This is a genomic window from Streptomyces sp. NPDC051173 (genome assembly GCF_040689515.1).
GTDB lineage: Bacteria > Actinomycetota > Actinomycetes > Streptomycetales > Streptomycetaceae > Streptomyces.
The window spans coordinates 36,505-51,439 of the sequence record NZ_JBFBBD010000002.1; the positions used below are offsets into that span (position 1 = coordinate 36,505).

Here is a 14,935-nt window from a genome sequence, read left to right on the forward strand (position 1 = left end):
CGGAAGCTCAGCCGCGGTGGGGACCGGAAGCCTTCGCGGACGCGCCGCGGGGCCCGGATCCGCCGCTAGATGAACTTCTGGCCCGCGAGGAACTCGGCGAGCTGCTTGCCGCCCTCGCCCTCGTCCTTGACCACGGTGCCGGCCGTGCGGGCCGGGCGCTCGTTGGCCTCGTCGACCTTGGTCCAGGCGCCTTCGAGACCGACCTCCTCGGCCTCGAGGCCGAGGTCGGACAGGTCCAGGGACTCCACCGGCTTCTTCTTGGCGGCCATGATGCCCTTGAAGGACGGGTAACGGGCCTCGCCGGACTGGTCGGTGACGGACACGACGGCCGGGAGGGACGCCTCCAGCTGCTCGCTCGCGGCGTCACCGTCACGGCGGCCGGTCACCTTGCCGTCGGCCACGGCGACCTCGGACAGCAGGGTCACCTGCGGCACGCCCAGGCGCTCGGCGAGCATGGCCGGGACCACGCCCATGCCGCCGTCGGTGGACGCCATGCCGGAGATGACCAGGTCGTAACCGACGTGCTCGACGGCCTTGGCCAGCACCAGCGACGTGCCGAGCGCGTCGGTGCCGTGCAGGTCGTCGTCCTCGACGTGGACGGCCTTGTGGGCACCCATGGACAGCGCCTTGCGCAGGGCGTCCTTGGCGTCCTCGGGGCCCACGGTCAGCACGGTGATCTCGGCGTCGTCCGCCTCGTCGGCGATCTGCAGCGCCTGCTCGACCGCGTACTCGTCGAGCTCCGAGAGCAGGCCGTCCACGTCGTCACGGTCGACGGTCAGGTCTTCGGCGAAGTGCCGGTCGCCGGTGGCGTCGGGCACGTACTTCACACAGACAACGATCCTCAAGCTCACGCCGGCTCTCCTACTGCATCGTCTCTTCGTAGCTGCCTTGTGCAGGCAGCATAGGCGCCTTGTGGGGCGTATTCCGGTCGGACCGGGCAACGCCCCGAACGGAATGTTACTCGTCAGTACACCCAGCGCGTTCCACGAATGCAAGGCACGTCAACTGTGATCTGGCCAACGCGCCGGACCAGGGACGTATCAGTCCCGCAGACCGTTGAAGCGCCCCTGGTGGTAGAGCAGCGGGCGGCCCGCGCCCTCCGGGTCGCCGGCGACGACTTCCGCAAGCACCAGGCGGTGGTCACCGGCGGGCACCCGGGCGACCACCCGGCACACCAGCCAGGCCAGGACGCCGTCGAGCAGCGGCACGCCCTCGGGGCCCGTCCGCCAGCTGGTGGGCGGCGCGAAGCGGTCGGCGCCGCTGCGCGCGAAGGTGCCGGCCAGCTCCTGCTGGTGCTCGCCGAGTATGTGGACACCGACGTGCTCGGCCTCGGCCAGCACGGGCCAGCTGGAGGAACCGGTGCCGACGCCGAAGGAGACGAGCGGGGGTTCGGCGGCGACGGAGGTGAGCGAGGTGGCGGTGAAGCCGACCGGGTGGGTGCCGTGCGCGGTGACCACGGCGACGCCCGAGGCGTGCCGGCGGAACACGGAGCGCAGCAGTTCGGGGTTGGCGAGGCGGGGCGTGCCGAGTCCGGGCGTGGCCGTCATCGATCTGTCCTTCTGGTGGAGGTCCAACCGGGAGCTGTACGGTCTCGGGTGCTCATCGCTCCGGACAGCACGCGCCGGCCGTCCGCAGCAGATCGACGTACGCGCGTCCGTGGAGAAGCAGTCCAGGCCACATCACGTCACATTGACGATCATGCGTGTACACCGTCAAGTGAGGCCGGGGATATGGGAGATGGATCACGGTGCATCACACCAGGGCGCCGAGCGCCGCGATGACATCGATCTTGCGGGGCTGCCCGGCCGCCCGGCGCGCGATGCGGCCGGACGCGTCGAGGACGAGCACGGTGGGAGTCGCGCTGACGCCCAGGGCCCGGACGAGCTCCAGCCTCGCCTCGGCGTCGATCTCGACGTGCGCGACGCCGTCGACCATGGCGGCGACCTCCGCCAGGGTCCGTCTGGTCGCCCGGCACGGCTGGCAGAAGGCGCTGGAGAACTGGACGAGGGTGGCCCGCTCCCCCAGCCCCGCACCGAGCTCGGCGGCACTCAGCCGCATCACTTCGTCCCGCACCGGCACGCTCGCCCCTCCACAGTCGCCCGCGTCCGCGGGACCGCAGCGGCCCCGTGGTGTTCCGACGGTTGCAGCGCCGCCGGAGCCGCAGAAATTTCCCCTCGCGCCCTCGAACACGCCCCCGTTCGGCGCTCGCGGGGGTCTGCCCGGTTCTGTCCGGGGTACGCGGTGTACCTTCGGCAGTACCGGACGATGTCCCGCGCCGCAGGCCGACGTGACGAGAATCTCCTGGCCCCCGGGGCGTCCTCGCTGGTCCACGGGCCGGGCGATCAGGCACGATCGGCCGGGGGCCGAGAACCTACGGCCGCGTAACTTCAGCCGGGAGAACCCTCCCCAGGCCCAGAAGGATTTCCCCGATATGGCAGAACTCGTCTACCCCCCGGTGATCGGTTTCGCGCGCTCCATGTTCAAGGCGCTCGATCTGCGCTTCGACATCCAGGGCACCGAGCACGTGCCGCAGCGCGGCGGGGCGGTGCTGGTGAGCAACCACATCGGCTATCTCGACTTCATCTTCTGCGGTACGGCCGCCCGGCCCGCCAAGCGGCTGGTGCGCTTCATGGCCAAGGAGTCCGTCTTCCGGCACAAGGTGTCGGGGCCGCTGATGCGCGCGATGAAGCACATCCCCGTGGACCGCGCGGCCGGCATGGACGCCTACAAGCACGCGCTGTCCGCGCTGCGCTCGGGCGAGATCATCGGTGTCTTCCCGGAGGCGACGATCTCCCAGTCGTTCACGCTGAAGAACTTCAAGTCGGGCGCGGCCCGGCTCGCCCAGGAGGCGGGCGTGCCGCTGCTGCCGATGGCGCTGTGGGGCACCCAGCGGCTGTGGACCAAGGGCCACAAGCGGGATCTGGGCCGCAACCACATCCCGATCACCATGCGGGTGGGCGAGCCGATGGCCGCCGATCCGGCCGAGCACGCCGACACCATCACGGAGCGGGTGCGGGGCCGCGTCCAGGAGCTGCTGGAGGCGGCTCAGCGGGCCTATCCCGTCCGCCCCAAGGGTCCGGACGACACCTGGTGGGTCCCCGCCCACCTCGGCGGCACGGCGCCGACCCCCGCGGAGGCCGCGACCCTGGACCGCCGCTGACACGCTCCCGGCGGGCGCCTGACACCAGGCGCCCGCCGGGACGCTGTCCATGATCGTGGACCGTGATGACACACCCGGCCGCAATGTCATTGACATTGCGGCCGGACGCATTTTCATGCGCGGGTGTTCACTTCTGCTTGCCCATCTCCGCCGCGAGGGCCGCCACGAAGGCGTCCACGTCGGCTTCGGTGGTGTCGAAGGAGCACATCCAGCGGACGTCGCCGGCCGCCTCGTCCCAGAAGTAGAAGCGGTAGCTCTTCTGGAGACGCTCGCTCACGTCGTGCGGCAGCCGCGCGAAGACGGCGTTGGACTGCACCGGGTGCAGGACCTCCACGCCCTCGACGGCCCGTACGCCCTCCGCCAGGCGCGCGGCCATGGCGTTGGCGTGCGAGGCGCTGCGCAGCCACAGGTCCCCGGCGAGCAGCGCCTCGAACTGGGCGGACACGAAACGCATCTTGGAGGCCAGCTGCATGGACAGCTTGCGCAGGTGCTTCATGGCCCGCACCGCGTCCGGGTTCAGCACGACGACGCACTCGCCGAACAGCATGCCGTTCTTCGTGCCGCCGAAGGACAGCAGGTCCACACCGGCGTCGGTCGTGAAGGCCCGCAGCGGAACGCCGAGGGTGGCCGCGGCGTTGGCGATGCGGGCACCGTCGAGGTGGACCTTCATGCCCCGCTCGTGGGCGTGGTCGCAGATCTCCCGGATCTCCTCCGGCGTATAGCAGGTGCCGAGTTCGGTGGTCTGGGCGATCGAGACGATCTGCGGCTGCGCCCGGTGCTCGTCGTCCCAGCCGTACGCCTCCCGGTCGATGAGCTCGGGGGTGAGCTTGCCGTGCTCGGTCGGCACGGTCAGCAGCTTGAGCCCGCCGACGCGCTCGGGCGCCCCGCCCTCGTCCACGTGGATGTGCGCCGAGGCGGCACAGATCACCGCGCCCCAGCGCTCCGTGGCCGCCTGGAGGGCGACCACATTGGCACCGGTGCCGTTGAAGACCGGGAACGCCTCGGCCGTCGGGCCGAAGTGACCGCGCATCACCTCCTGGAGGTGCGCGGTGTAGACGTCCTCGCCGTAGGCGATCTGGTGGCCGCCGTTGGCGAGGGCGAGGGCCGCGAGGATCTCGGGGTGCGCGCCCGCGTAGTTGTCGCTGGCGAAGCCGCGCGAGGCGGGGTCGTGCCGCCGTATGGCGTCGGTCGTCGCGGTCACGGTTGCGGAGTCAGCCACAGACGGGTTCCGTTCACTTCTTGGGCGGGCTTCCCCCAGACGCCGACGATGGCCTCGGCCAGGTCCTTGACGTCCGTGAAACCCGCGAATTTCGCGTTCGGGCGCTCGGCGCGCATGGCGTCGTGCACCAGGGCCTTGACCACCAGGATCGCAGCGGCCGCCTGGGGGTCGCTCTCGCCCCCCGCCTTGCGGAAGGCGTCGGCGAGCGCGAGCGTCCACGCCTCGGCGGCGGCCTTGGAGGCGGAGTACGCGGCGTTGCCCGCGGTGGGCTTGGAGGCGCCGGCGGCGCTGACGAGCAGATAGCGGCCGTTGCCGCTGCGCTGGAGCGGGGCCTCGAAGGCGAGCGAGGTGTGCTGCACGGTACGGATGAGCAGCTTCTCCAGCAGCTCCCAGTCCGCGAGGTCGGTCTCGGCGAACGTCGCCGAGCCGCGCCAGCCGCCCACCAGGTGCACCAGGCCGTCGATCCGGCCGAATTCCTTCTCGGTGCGGTCGACCCAGCTCCGGGTCGCCTCCAGGTCGAGCAGGTCCACGATGTCGCCGGTGACCGTGGCGCCCCCGTGGGCGTAGCGGGCGGCGTCGACGGCCTCGGCGAGGCGGGCGGCGTCCGCGTCGGAGGCGACGACCGTCGCCCCGGCCTCGGCCAGGCGCAGCAGCGTCGCGCGCCCGGCCGGTCCGGCCGCGCCCGCCACCGCCACGACCGCGCCGTCCAGCCGACCGTCGCCGTTCGTCGTTGTGCTCATGATCGTCGCCTCCGTCTCACGCTTGCTCACGCGGCCGCCTGCCCCTCGCTCGCCGCGGTGATCCCCTTGGTCGAGGCGATCACGCTGCGCAGCTTCTTGGCAAGGGCCTCGTAGAACATGCTGAGCGGGAACTCGTCCGGAAGCACGTCGTCCACGAGCTTGCGCGGGGGCTGGGTCAGGTCGAGGGCGTCGGGGCCCTTGGCCCACACGGAGCCGGGGTGCGGCGCGAGGTAGGACGAGACCAGCTCGTAGGCGGCGAACCAGTGCACGAGCTTGGGGCGGTCGATCCCGTCGCGGTAGAGCTTCTCGATCTCGCCGCACAGCTGGTTGGTGACCTGCGGGGCGCGGTCCCAGTCGATGTGCAGTGTGTTGTCCGTCCAGCGTACGACGTCGTGCTTGTGGAGGTAGGCGAACAGCAGCTGCCCTCCGAGGCCGTCGTAGTTGCGCACGCGCTCACCGGTGACCGGGAAGCGGAACATCCGGTCGAAGAGGACGGCGTACTGCACGTCACGGCCCTGGGAGTAGCCGTCGGCCTCCAGCTTCACGGCCTCCTTGAAGGCCGTGAGATCGCAGCGCAGCTCCTCCAGACCGTACATCCAGAACGGCTGCCGCTGCTTGATCATGAAGGGGTCGAACGGCAGGTCGCCGTGGCTGTGGGTGCGGTCGTGGACCATGTCCCACAGGACGAACGCCTGCTGGCAGCGGTGCTGGTCGCCGATCATCGCCTGGATGTCGGCGGGCAGCTCCAGGCCGAGGGTGCCGACGGCCGCCTCGGTGACCCGGCGGAAGCGGGCCGCCTCACGGTCGCAGAAGATGCCGCCCCAGGTGAAGCGCTCCGGGGCCTCGCGGACGGCGATGGTCTCCGGGAAGAGGACCGCGGAGTTGGTGTCGTAGCCGGCGGTGAAGTCCTCGAAGGTGATGCCGACGAAGAGGGGGTTGTCGTAGCGGGTGCGCTCCAGCTCGGCGAGCCACTCCGGCCACACGACGCGCAGGACGACCGCTTCGAGATTGCGGTCGGGGTTGCCGTTCTGCGTGTACATCGGGAAGACGACGAGGTGCTGGAGGCCGTCGGCGCGCTGCGCGGCGGGCTGGAAGGCCAGCAGCGAGTCCAGGAAGTCGGGCACGGCGAATCCGCCGTCCGCCCAGCGGCGCAGGTCCGTGACGAGCGCCCGGTGGTACGCGGTGTCGTGCGGCAGGAGCGGCGAGAGCTCCTCGACGGCCGCGGCGACCCGGCCGATCTCGGTGCGTACCGTGTCGCCCGGGGGTGCGCCCTCCGCTTCGAGGTCGATGGATCCGTCCGGGGACTGCCACGGCCGGATCGTTTCCACGGCGTCCTTGAGCGTGGCCCAGGACGGGTGATCGATCACACGGTCCGCCGCTGTTTCGCCGGTCGCTATCGCCATCGACGCAAGGATTTCCGTCATGACTGCCCTTCCTCGGGAGAACTTCGCGTTAAGACACCGTATCTGTGTGCGGTTCTTCATCTCAAGAGGGACGGCCATAAATTATCCTGCCGACCCCCTGGTCGCACCGCCGATTTTCCTGTCGGCATGCACTCGGGTGGCCTCAGGTGCCTCACGTCATCGCGTCCGGCGCGTGCGGCCCGCTGCTGTCCTGGCTCAGTTCCGGCCATTGACAGGCGCCTCATCATGACTACCCTCCGGAGCCGCCGAGAATTCATGAACCGGCAACAGTCTTCCGCTATTCGGACGGTCCATGGCCTGACCTGGACACATCCCGTCGGGCGCTGCCACGCTCCCGCCATGTCAGTCGCCAACCGGCCCACACGCCGCACGACTTCCCGTTCCGCTTCCCTCTACGCCGCCCTCCCCGTCCGGCCCTCGCGCCGCACCGCTCCCCGCCGGTCCGGGCGCCTGCCGCGCCTCGGTGCGGCCCTCGCCGTGCTGCTGGGCGCGGCCGTCGGCTGTGCCCCGCAGGACGACACCGGCTCCGCGAAGTCGTCCGCCGCACCGCCCGCAGCCGCGTGCGCCAAGGGGCACCTGGCGACCGGGACCGCGGGCAAGCTCACCGTGGGCACCGACAAGCCGGCCTACGCCCCGTGGTTCCAGGACGACGACCCGGCCAACGGCAAGGGCTTCGAGTCGGCCGTCGCGTACGCCGTCGCCGACCGGCTCGGCTACGCCAGATCCGACGTGATCTGGCAGACGGTGCCCTTCAACTCCGCTGTGGTGCCCGGGAAGAAGAAGTTCGACTTCGACCTCAACCAGGTCTCCGTGAGCGACGAGCGCCGCCGGGCCGTCGACTTCTCCTCGGGCTACTACGACGTCCGGCAGGCCGTCATCGCGCTCAAGGACTCACCTGCCGCCAAGGCCACCACGGTGGACGCCCTCAAGCACGTGAAACTGGGCGCGCAGGTGGGCACCACGAGCCTCGACGTCGTCAACAGCGTCATCCGGCCCGCACAGCAGCCCGCCGTCTTCCAGAAGAACGACTACGCCAAGACCGCGCTCAAGAACGGCCAGGTGGACGCGATCGTCGTCGACCTGCCCACGGCCTTCTACATCACTTCCGCCGAGGTCCAGGAGGCGAAGATCGTCGGCCAGTTCGCAGCCTCCGGCGGCAGGGCCGAGCAGTTCGGGCTCGTCCTCGACAAGGGCAGCGGGCTCACCGGCTGCGTCAGTGGCGCCGTCGACTCCCTGCGCAAGGACGGCACACTCGCCCGCCTGGAGAAGACCTGGCTCTCCGAGGCCGTCGACGCACCGGTGCTCAAGTGACGGCCGAGGGCGCGGGGGCCGCCACGCCCCACGGCGCTCTGCCGGAGAGTGCCGTACCCCAGGAGGCCGCCACCCAGGAGGCCGCAGCCCAGGACGCATATATTCCTTCCGCACGACGCCTGGAACGCGAACGGTTCAAACGGGCGCGTGCGCGCCGGGCCATCAGCGTGGCAGCCGTCAGCACACTGGTCACCGGCACCGTGCTGTTCCTCGCCGTCGTCAACTCCCCCGGCTGGTCACGCACCCGGGAGACCTTCTTCGACGCGCACTACGCCCGCGAGGCACTGCCCAAGGTGCTGGACGGGCTGCTGCTCAACCTCCGGCTGCTGGTCGTGTGCGGGGCCGCCGTCCTCGTACTCGGCCTGCTGATAGCGATCGCCCGCACGCTGCGCGGCCCGGTCTTCTTCCCCCTGCGGGCCCTCGCCACCGCCTACACCGACTTCTTCCGCGGCCTGCCGCTCGTCATCTGTCTCCTGATGGTCGTCTTCGGAGTTCCGGCGCTGCGGCTGCAAGGCGTGACGACGGACCCGGTGCTGCTGGGCGGCACGGCGCTGGTGCTCACGTACTCGGCCTACGTCGCCGAGGTGTTCCGCGCGGGCATCGAGTCCGTGCATCCCAGCCAGCGCGCCGCCGCCCGCTCGCTGGGCCTCTCCGGCCGGCAGACGCTGCGCCACGTCGTGCTGCCGCAGGCCGTACGCCGTGTCGTCCCACCCCTTCTGAACGACCTGGTCTCGCTCCAGAAGGACACCGGTCTCGTCTCGATCGCGGGCGCCGTCGACGCCGTCTACGCGGCGCAGATCATCGCCGCCAAGAGCTTCAACTACACGCCCTACGTGGTCGCCGGGCTCATCTTCGTGGCCCTCACCATCCCGATGACACGGTTCACCGACTGGATCACCGCACGGATGGACCGCCGCCGGGCCCAGGGAGGAATCGTATGAGCACCGCGGAACCGTCGGCCCCCGTGCTGCGGCTGGAGGCCGTGCGCAAGACCTTCGGCCGCTCCGTCGTCCTGCGCGACGTCGACCTGGAGGTCGCCCCGCACACCGTGACCGCCCTCATCGGGGCCTCCGGTTCGGGCAAGTCGACCCTGCTGCGCTGCACGAACCTCCTGGAGGAGATCGACGACGGCGCGATCTTCCTGGACGGCGAGGAGATCACCGACCCACGCGTGGACCCTGACACGGTGCGCCGCCGCATCGGCGTGGTCTTCCAGGCGTACAACCTCTTCCCTCACATGACCGTGCTCGACAACATCACGCTCGCCCCGCGCCGGGTGCACGGCGTGCCGCGGGCCGAGGCGGAGGAGCGGGCGCGGGAGCTCCTGGAGCGGCTCGGCCTGGGCGGCAAGGCCGGTGAGTACCCGGACCGGCTCAGCGGAGGCCAGCAGCAGCGGGTGGCGATCGTACGGGCCCTGGCGGGGCGGCCCCGACTGCTGCTGCTCGACGAGATCACCGCCGCCCTCGACCCGGAACTGGTCGGTGAGGTGCTGGGCGTCGTGCGCGACCTCAAGGACGAGGGCATGACCATGATGCTCGCCACCCACGAGATGGGGTTCGCCCGGGACGTCGCCGACCAGGTGTGCTTCCTCGACGGCGGTGTGGTGCTGGAGCGCGGCACACCCGCGGAGGTCTTCGGCGAGCCGCGCCAGGAGCGCACACGGCGCTTCCTGCACCGGCTGGTCGAGGCGGGCCGGCTGTAGCAGCGTGCGGGTGTAAGGGGCGCTGACCAGGGCCAGCGCCCCTTACACCCCGCCCCTACGCCCTCTTGCGCCCTCGGAATCCTGCCGCGTTACGGCAGTTCCTTGACGAGCAGCTCGAACTCGAGGTCGTCGCGCTGGGGAATGCCGAAGCGCTCGTCGCCGTACGGGAAGGGGGACATCCGGCCGGTACGGCGGTAGCCGCGGCGCTCGTACCAGGCGATCAGCTCGTCACGCTGCCGGATGACGGTCATGTGCATCTCGTCGGCACCCCACTCGGCGCGAACGAACCGCTCGGCCTCGGCGATGATCACCTTGCCGAGCCCGGCGCCCTGCATCGCCGGGCGGACCGCGAACATCCCGAAGTAGGCGTGCGTCCCGCGGTGTTCCAGCTGACAGCAGGCGACGGTCTCGCCCCCGCACTCCACTACCAGCAGACGGCTGTTCTCGTCCGTCACCACGGCCTCGACGCCCGCCGGGTCGGTCCGCTGGCCGTCCAGCAGGTCCGCCTCGGTCGTCCACCCGGCGCGGCTGTCGTCACCGCGGTAGGCCGACTCGACGAGTGCCACGAGCTCGGGCACGTCGGCGACGGTCGCTGCCCGGAAGACCGGCTCTGCGGTGCGGCTGCTGGCTGTCTCCATGGTCTCCGTGTGATCCTCTCCGTACGGCTTCGACTGCACATCTTGGCTGCATACGAACACTAACCCGATCGACTCTGCGTACAGTCGCGTCATGGTGCATGTACTGAGCAGCCGCGTGCTTCTGCGGCCCACCGATCCGGAGCGTTCCCGGGACTTCTACGGGCGGGCGCTGGGGCTCGCGGTCTACCGGGAGTTCGGTACCGGCCCGGAGCGCGGCACGGTCTATTTCCTGGGCGGCGGATTCCTGGAGCTCTCGGGCCGTGCCGACGCACCGCCGGACCCCGGCCTGGAGCTGTGGTTCCAGGTCGCGGACGCCGCGGCGGCCCACGCGGAATTCCTCCGCGAGGGCGTCGAGGTGCTGGAGCCGCCGGAGACCAAGCCCTGGGGGCTGATCGAGATGTGGATCACGGACCCGGACGGGGTACGGATCGCGGTGGTGGAGGTGCCGGAGGAACACCCGATCCGCTACCGCCCAGGCATCTGAGGACGCCCGGGCGGTGCGCGGCCGCACAGCAGGGGTGACAGGATTCGAACCTGCGACCAGCGGGTTTGGAGTCCGCTGCTCTGGCCAGCTGAGCTACACCCCTTCGGTGCCCTCACTCTCTCCCGAAGGTGGCGCCCAAGGCAAGATCTTTTTTGCTGCCGGCTTCGACCGGTCGGCGCGCTCCTCCCGTGCACCCGTCCGCTACCCCGGTGCGCCCCCGTGTCACCGCGCGTGCGCGGGCGTGCTGGATGCCGCGTAGTGCTCCCATCGTGCGCCTGTGCGCTCCCATGTGATGCGACTGGAGCGGGAATCCTCCGGGGGTAGGTCTGCCCGACCGGGGAGGTGCACAGTGCACGGACCGCCGCTCGTCGGCTGGCTGCTGGTGGCGCTGTGCGCCGCGACCGGTGCGTATTGCCTCGTGAGGGCAGGAGCGAGGAACGCGACAGAAGCCCGGTCCACGGGTGGTGACGCCCTGATGGGCCTGGGCATGGCGGTGATGGCCGTACCGACCGCCGGCCTGAACACCCATCCGTGGGGCGCCCCGGTGTTCGCGACCGTGTTCGGCGCGGCGGGCCTGCGCTCCCTGCTGGTGGCGCGTGACCGTACGGAAGGGCAGCACCTGCATCATCTCCACCACGCTGTCGGAGCGTTCGCCATGGTCTATATGGCGCTGGCGATGGCGGGTGCCCCCATGAGCGGTCACGCCGGGCACACCGGAACCGCGCATACCGAAGGGCACGTCCCCGCGGGGACACCTCTGTTGACGGGTCTGCTGCTGGTGTATTTCGCGGTGTACGTCGTACGGACGGTGGCCGCCCTCGTCCCCGTGGCCGCCGTCACCTCCGGCGAGGCGTCGTGGCCGGGCCGCCCCGATCTCACCAACGCGTGCCGGCTGTCCATGGGCATCGGCATGCTGGCGATGCTGCTCACCCTCTGAGCTCGCGCGGTCCCTCTGCGAGACCGTGGCATGCGTCACTTCACGCCCGGGACCGTACCCGGGCGCGGCGTCGCGCTCATAGGCTGCGGCCATGATGGTCCCGCTCGTGCTGCTGGTCCTCGGTGGACTGGTCGCGGCGTTGACGCCGCGCTTGCTGACCCGCTCCGACTGGCCCGACCGTGAACCCGTCGTGGCCCTGTGGGTGTGGCAGTGCGCGGTGGCGGCCGTGCTGCTGTGCTGCGCTCTCGCCATGGCGCTCAGCGCCGCTGCGGCCTGGGAAGCGGTGCGCGGCCATGTGTTCGCGGCCGCCCCGCACGGCGTCGTGGAGGCGTACGCCCTCACCTCGTACCGCCCGTGGGCCGCCCCGCTGGCCGTGGCGCTGGGCTTCGGAGCGGTGTGGACCGCGGCGATGCTGACCCGCGAGGTCGGCCTGGCCCGGGCCTGCCGCAGGCAGCGCCGCACCGATCTGCTCGTCCGCGCACCGCAGTTGCCGGGCGAGGCACCGGACGCGGACCGGCTGGTGGTCCTGGAGGGCGAGCGCCCGGACGCGTGGTGGCTGCGCGGCGGGACGGTTCCGCAGCTGGTCGTCACGACGGGCGCGCTGCGCCGGCTCTCGGACTCACAGCTGGACGCGGTGCTGGCCCATGAGCAGGGGCACGCGCGGGCACGGCACGACTGGCTGCTGCACTCCTCGTCGGCGCTGGCGACCGGATTCCCGCAGGTGCCGGTGTTCGCGGCGTTCCGCGACCAGGTGCACCGTCTCGTCGAGCTGGCGGCGGACGACGCCGCCTCGCGGCGGTTCGGCCGCATGACGACCGCGCTGGCGCTGGTCGAGCTCAACGAGGACCGCGGTGTTTTCGGTCCCTGCCCGGCCCAGCTGTCCCAGGTGCCGGGCCGGGTGGACCGGCTGCTGTCCCCTGGGCCGCGCCTGACGACGGCACGGCGGCTCCGGTTGACGGCTGTCGGGGCCCTGGTTCCGGCGGTGCCCTTGCTGGTGGCCTTCATCCCCGGGCTGAGCGCACTGGGCTGACCCCGGAGCGGTGTTCCCCGGTGGCACGGGTGGCATCACGGCCAGGACTTCCGCAAGGATCCGGCCATGCATGTTCCGACGCGCTCCGACGCGCCTGCCCTGCCGCCCCGCCCCGCGCCCGCCGTGGGGTGGCACTCAACTGCCGTCCTCTGCGCCCTGTTTCTCGCCCTGCTGGCGCTGGTCGTCTGCGGTTGGGGTCCGCTCATGTCGCTGGACCGGCGGGTGGCCGACGGGCTGCACCCGATCGCCGTCGGGCACCACGGCTGGACGGGGTTCGTCCACTGGCTGTCGGAGCGGCTGTGGGACCCCTGGACCATGCGCGCGGTTCTCGCCGTGGCGGCACTCTGGCTGGCGCGGCGGCGCGCGTGGCTGCTCATCGCCTGGGTCGCGGGGACGTCCGCCGCCGGGACGGCGGTGCAGCAGGCCCTCAAGTCGGCTGTCGACCGGGACCGCCCACACTGGCCGGATCCGGTGGCCGTCGCGAGCTACCAGGCGTTCCCCTCGGGCCACGCACTGACCGCCACCGTGACGTGCGGGCTGGTGGTGTGGCTGCTGTGGCTGCACCGCGTACGCCCCGCCGGAATCCGTGCGGCGCTGGCGGTGGGAGCGCTCTCGGTGATCGGGGTGGGCTTCACCCGTCTCTATCTCGGTGTGCACTGGCTGTCCGACGTGGTGGGCGGCTGGCTGCTGGGCGCGGCGCTCGTGACGGGAGCGGTGTGGGCGTACGACGCCGTGGCGGCGGGGCGCGACGGAGCGGAGGCCGGGCGGGCAGAGGCCTGAGGCACCGGAATAGTTCAAGCTTCATCTATGTTGGTGGGGGCGAAAGGAGCCGTTCCATGACCGCTTTCACCCCGTCCTCCCCCACGGCCGCCGTGCCGGTGTCCCCGCACCCGCTGGCCGACGAGTACGAGCGCGCGCACCTCTTCTTCGAGGCGAAGGACTACGCCGAGGCCGCCCGCATCCTGGCACCCGTCGTCGAGGCGGAACCGGCCCACCTGGCGGCCCGGCTGCTCCTCGCCCGGTCCTACTACCACTCCGCCCAGCTGAACCGGGCCGAGGCCGAGGCGCGGCGCGTCCTGGACCACGCCCCCGCCGAGGCGTACGCGCATCTGCTGCTCGGGCGCACGCTGGAACGGCAGAACCGGGACGGCGAAGCGGCGCCCCACCTCCGGCTGGCCGCCGCCATGAACGGCGACTACGCCCAGCCGGCCGCAACGGTTATCCACAGGCCTGCCGCATGACGGCCCCTGGATGGGACAGTGCTTCCATGAGCAACCTCGAACTCCGGCCCGCACCGGCCGAATGCGGTGGCCGCGCCGACGTCGCCGCGCGGCCGGTGCGGGAGCTGCTGCCCGCGAAGAGGGTCCCGCTCGGCGAGAGCACCGTCGTGCGCCGCCTGCTGCCCAGTCTCGGGCGGCGCATGGTCGGCGCGTGGTGCTTCGTCGACCACTACGGCCCGGACGACATCGCCCAGGAGCCGGGGATGCAGGTGCCCCCTCATCCGCACATGGGCCTGCAGACCGTCAGTTGGCTCCACGACGGCGAAGTGCTGCACCGGGACAGCCTCGGCAGCCTTCAGACGTTGCGTCCGGGGCGGTTGGGGCTGATGACGGCGGGGAGTGCCATCGCGCACTCGGAGGAGTCCCCGCGCGAGCACGCGCGCCTGCTGCACGGCGCCCAGCTGTGGGTGGCGCTGCCGGACGCGCACCGGCACACCACCCCGGCGTGGGAGCACCACGCCGAGCTGCCGCTGGTGACCGGCGGCGGTCTGCGCGCCACCGTCATCATGGGCGAGCTGGACGGCGCGGCCTCCCCCGCCACCACCTTCAGCCCGCTCGTGGGCGCCGACGTCACCCTGCCCGCGGGCGCTTCCGCGCGCCTCCCGGTCCGGCCCGACTTCGAGTACGCGGCCCTGACCATGTCCGGCGAGGCCGAGGTGGACGGCGTGCGCCTCGCACCGGGCTCCATGCTCTACCTCGGCTGCGGACGCTCCGAACTCCCGCTCCGCACGGACGTGGACAGCTCATTCATGCTGCTGGGCGGCGAGCCGTTCGAGGAACACATCGTCATGTGGTGGAACTTCGTCGGTCGCTCCAACGACGATATCGCGCAGGCCCGTTCGGACTGGATGAAGGGATCCCGCTTCGGCGAGGTGAAGGGATACGACGGGGCCCCGATCCCGGCCCCGGAGCTCCCGCCGGTGCCGCTGAAGCCGCGAGGGCGGGAGCGCTGACCCGATGTCCGGCCGCCATGAGCCGGCCCACCGCGGACCGACCGGACGCGGTGGGCG

Annotated in this window: 17 protein-coding genes and 1 tRNA gene; 10 read left to right on the top strand and 8 right to left on the bottom strand. The window is 71.4% G+C overall.

What is annotated here, in order from left to right; translation table 11 throughout:
* Nucleotides 1–65 precede the first annotated feature (65 nt).
* The 3 genes from AB0435_RS01640 to AB0435_RS01650 form a co-directional block, all read right to left on the bottom strand.
* A complete protein-coding gene (locus AB0435_RS01640) occupies nucleotides 66–851 on the bottom strand; it encodes an electron transfer flavoprotein subunit beta/FixA family protein (protein WP_087924966.1) in 786 nt (261 codons plus the stop codon).
* A gap of 189 nt (nucleotides 852–1,040) precedes the next feature.
* Entirely contained in the window at nucleotides 1,041–1,547 is a 507-nt protein-coding gene (locus AB0435_RS01645) for a flavin reductase family protein (protein ID WP_366005982.1), read from the bottom strand.
* 205 nt (nucleotides 1,548–1,752) lie between these two features.
* Nucleotides 1,753–2,058, bottom strand: coding sequence for a thioredoxin family protein (locus AB0435_RS01650; RefSeq protein WP_366006011.1), 306 nt, complete (start codon nucleotides 2,056–2,058; stop codon nucleotides 1,753–1,755).
* 373 nt (nucleotides 2,059–2,431) lie between these two features.
* On the opposite strand from AB0435_RS01650, the gene AB0435_RS01655 reads away from it, so the two are divergent.
* Entirely contained in the window at nucleotides 2,432–3,160 is a 729-nt protein-coding gene (locus AB0435_RS01655) for a lysophospholipid acyltransferase family protein (RefSeq protein WP_366005981.1), read from the top strand.
* Nucleotides 3,161–3,287: 127 nt separating this feature from the next.
* Here AB0435_RS01655 and AB0435_RS01660 read toward each other — a convergent pair whose 3' ends face one another.
* From AB0435_RS01660 to AB0435_RS01670, 3 genes are read right to left on the bottom strand one after another with little or no spacing between them, the layout of a single operon-like run.
* The gene (locus AB0435_RS01660; protein ID WP_366005980.1) at nucleotides 3,288–4,379 is read right to left on the bottom strand and encodes a low specificity L-threonine aldolase; all 1,092 of its coding nucleotides are present in this window, start codon (nucleotides 4,377–4,379) and stop codon (nucleotides 3,288–3,290) included.
* The gene (locus AB0435_RS01665; RefSeq protein WP_366005979.1) at nucleotides 4,358–5,119 is read right to left on the bottom strand and encodes an SDR family oxidoreductase; all 762 of its coding nucleotides are present in this window, start codon (nucleotides 5,117–5,119) and stop codon (nucleotides 4,358–4,360) included. Before AB0435_RS01665 ends, AB0435_RS01660 begins: the two co-directional genes overlap by 22 nt.
* A 26-nt stretch (nucleotides 5,120–5,145) precedes the next feature.
* A complete protein-coding gene (locus tag AB0435_RS01670; protein WP_366425928.1) occupies nucleotides 5,146–6,543 on the bottom strand; it encodes a DUF6421 family protein in 1,398 nt (465 codons plus the stop codon).
* A gap of 339 nt (nucleotides 6,544–6,882) precedes the next feature.
* Between AB0435_RS01670 and AB0435_RS01675 the strand changes: the two genes are divergently transcribed.
* From AB0435_RS01675 to AB0435_RS01685, 3 genes are read left to right on the top strand one after another with little or no spacing between them, the layout of a single operon-like run.
* Nucleotides 6,883–7,854, top strand: coding sequence for an ABC transporter substrate-binding protein (locus tag AB0435_RS01675; protein ID WP_366425929.1), 972 nt, complete (start codon nucleotides 6,883–6,885; stop codon nucleotides 7,852–7,854).
* 38 nt (nucleotides 7,855–7,892) lie between these two features.
* Nucleotides 7,893–8,795 carry an amino acid ABC transporter permease gene (locus AB0435_RS01680; protein ID WP_366006010.1) on the top strand — a complete coding sequence of 301 codons (903 nt, stop codon included), beginning with the start codon at nucleotides 7,893–7,895 and terminating at the stop codon, nucleotides 8,793–8,795.
* Nucleotides 8,792–9,556, top strand: coding sequence for an amino acid ABC transporter ATP-binding protein (locus tag AB0435_RS01685; RefSeq protein ID WP_366425930.1), 765 nt, complete (start codon nucleotides 8,792–8,794; stop codon nucleotides 9,554–9,556). Before AB0435_RS01680 ends, AB0435_RS01685 begins: the two co-directional genes overlap by 4 nt.
* Nucleotides 9,557–9,645: 89 nt before the next feature.
* Here the strand turns inward: AB0435_RS01685 and AB0435_RS01690 are convergent, their stop codons facing one another.
* Nucleotides 9,646–10,194, bottom strand: coding sequence for a GNAT family N-acetyltransferase (locus tag AB0435_RS01690; protein ID WP_366005975.1), 549 nt, complete (start codon nucleotides 10,192–10,194; stop codon nucleotides 9,646–9,648).
* Between the two features lie 91 nt (nucleotides 10,195–10,285).
* On the opposite strand from AB0435_RS01690, the gene AB0435_RS01695 reads away from it, so the two are divergent.
* A complete protein-coding gene (locus tag AB0435_RS01695) occupies nucleotides 10,286–10,678 on the top strand; it encodes a VOC family protein (protein ID WP_366005974.1) in 393 nt (130 codons plus the stop codon).
* Nucleotides 10,679–10,707: 29 nt separating this feature from the next.
* Here AB0435_RS01695 and AB0435_RS01700 read toward each other — a convergent pair.
* A tRNA-Trp gene (locus AB0435_RS01700) sits at nucleotides 10,708–10,781 on the bottom strand.
* A gap of 246 nt (nucleotides 10,782–11,027) precedes the next feature.
* Between AB0435_RS01700 and AB0435_RS01705 the strand changes: the two genes are divergently transcribed.
* The 5 genes from AB0435_RS01705 (at nucleotide 11,028) to AB0435_RS01725 (ending at nucleotide 14,878) form a co-directional block, all read left to right on the top strand.
* Nucleotides 11,028–11,615 carry a DUF5134 domain-containing protein gene (locus AB0435_RS01705; RefSeq protein WP_366005973.1) on the top strand — a complete coding sequence of 196 codons (588 nt, stop codon included), beginning with the start codon at nucleotides 11,028–11,030 and terminating at the stop codon, nucleotides 11,613–11,615.
* Nucleotides 11,616–11,706: 91 nt separating this feature from the next.
* Nucleotides 11,707–12,645 (top strand): M56 family metallopeptidase, encoded by a 939-nt coding sequence (locus AB0435_RS01710; RefSeq protein ID WP_366005972.1) that lies wholly within the window; start codon nucleotides 11,707–11,709, stop codon nucleotides 12,643–12,645.
* Between the two features lie 66 nt (nucleotides 12,646–12,711).
* Nucleotides 12,712–13,425 carry a phosphatase PAP2 family protein gene (locus tag AB0435_RS01715; RefSeq protein WP_366005971.1) on the top strand — a complete coding sequence of 238 codons (714 nt, stop codon included), beginning with the start codon at nucleotides 12,712–12,714 and terminating at the stop codon, nucleotides 13,423–13,425.
* Between the two features lie 56 nt (nucleotides 13,426–13,481).
* A complete protein-coding gene (locus AB0435_RS01720; protein ID WP_366005970.1) occupies nucleotides 13,482–13,886 on the top strand; it encodes a tetratricopeptide repeat protein in 405 nt (134 codons plus the stop codon).
* Between the two features lie 26 nt (nucleotides 13,887–13,912).
* Nucleotides 13,913–14,878 carry a pirin family protein gene (locus tag AB0435_RS01725; protein WP_366425931.1) on the top strand — a complete coding sequence of 322 codons (966 nt, stop codon included), beginning with the start codon at nucleotides 13,913–13,915 and terminating at the stop codon, nucleotides 14,876–14,878.
* The last annotated feature ends 57 nt before the right edge of the window (nucleotides 14,879–14,935 follow it).

Excerpts from the sequence above, each read along its gene's own strand:
- AB0435_RS01645 (WP_366005982.1), bottom strand. The coding sequence starts at position 1,547 with ATGACGGCCACGCCCGGACTCGGCACGCCCCGCCTCGCCAACCCCGAA.
- AB0435_RS01650 (WP_366006011.1), bottom strand. The coding sequence starts at position 2,058 with ATGCGGCTGAGTGCCGCCGAGCTCGGTGCGGGGCTGGGGGAGCGGGCC.
- AB0435_RS01655 (WP_366005981.1), top strand. The coding sequence starts at position 2,432 with ATGGCAGAACTCGTCTACCCCCCGGTGATCGGTTTCGCGCGCTCCATG.
- AB0435_RS01665 (WP_366005979.1), bottom strand. The coding sequence starts at position 5,119 with ATGAGCACAACGACGAACGGCGACGGTCGGCTGGACGGCGCGGTCGTG.
- AB0435_RS01670 (WP_366425928.1), bottom strand. The coding sequence starts at position 6,543 with ATGACGGAAATCCTTGCGTCGATGGCGATAGCGACCGGCGAAACAGCG.
- AB0435_RS01675 (WP_366425929.1), top strand. The coding sequence starts at position 6,883 with ATGTCAGTCGCCAACCGGCCCACACGCCGCACGACTTCCCGTTCCGCT.
- AB0435_RS01685 (WP_366425930.1), top strand. The coding sequence starts at position 8,792 with ATGAGCACCGCGGAACCGTCGGCCCCCGTGCTGCGGCTGGAGGCCGTG.
- AB0435_RS01690 (WP_366005975.1), bottom strand. The coding sequence starts at position 10,194 with ATGGAGACAGCCAGCAGCCGCACCGCAGAGCCGGTCTTCCGGGCAGCG.
- AB0435_RS01695 (WP_366005974.1), top strand. The coding sequence starts at position 10,286 with ATGGTGCATGTACTGAGCAGCCGCGTGCTTCTGCGGCCCACCGATCCG.
- AB0435_RS01710 (WP_366005972.1), top strand. The coding sequence starts at position 11,707 with ATGATGGTCCCGCTCGTGCTGCTGGTCCTCGGTGGACTGGTCGCGGCG.
- AB0435_RS01715 (WP_366005971.1), top strand. The coding sequence starts at position 12,712 with ATGCATGTTCCGACGCGCTCCGACGCGCCTGCCCTGCCGCCCCGCCCC.
- AB0435_RS01720 (WP_366005970.1), top strand. The coding sequence starts at position 13,482 with ATGACCGCTTTCACCCCGTCCTCCCCCACGGCCGCCGTGCCGGTGTCC.
- AB0435_RS01725 (WP_366425931.1), top strand. The coding sequence starts at position 13,913 with ATGAGCAACCTCGAACTCCGGCCCGCACCGGCCGAATGCGGTGGCCGC.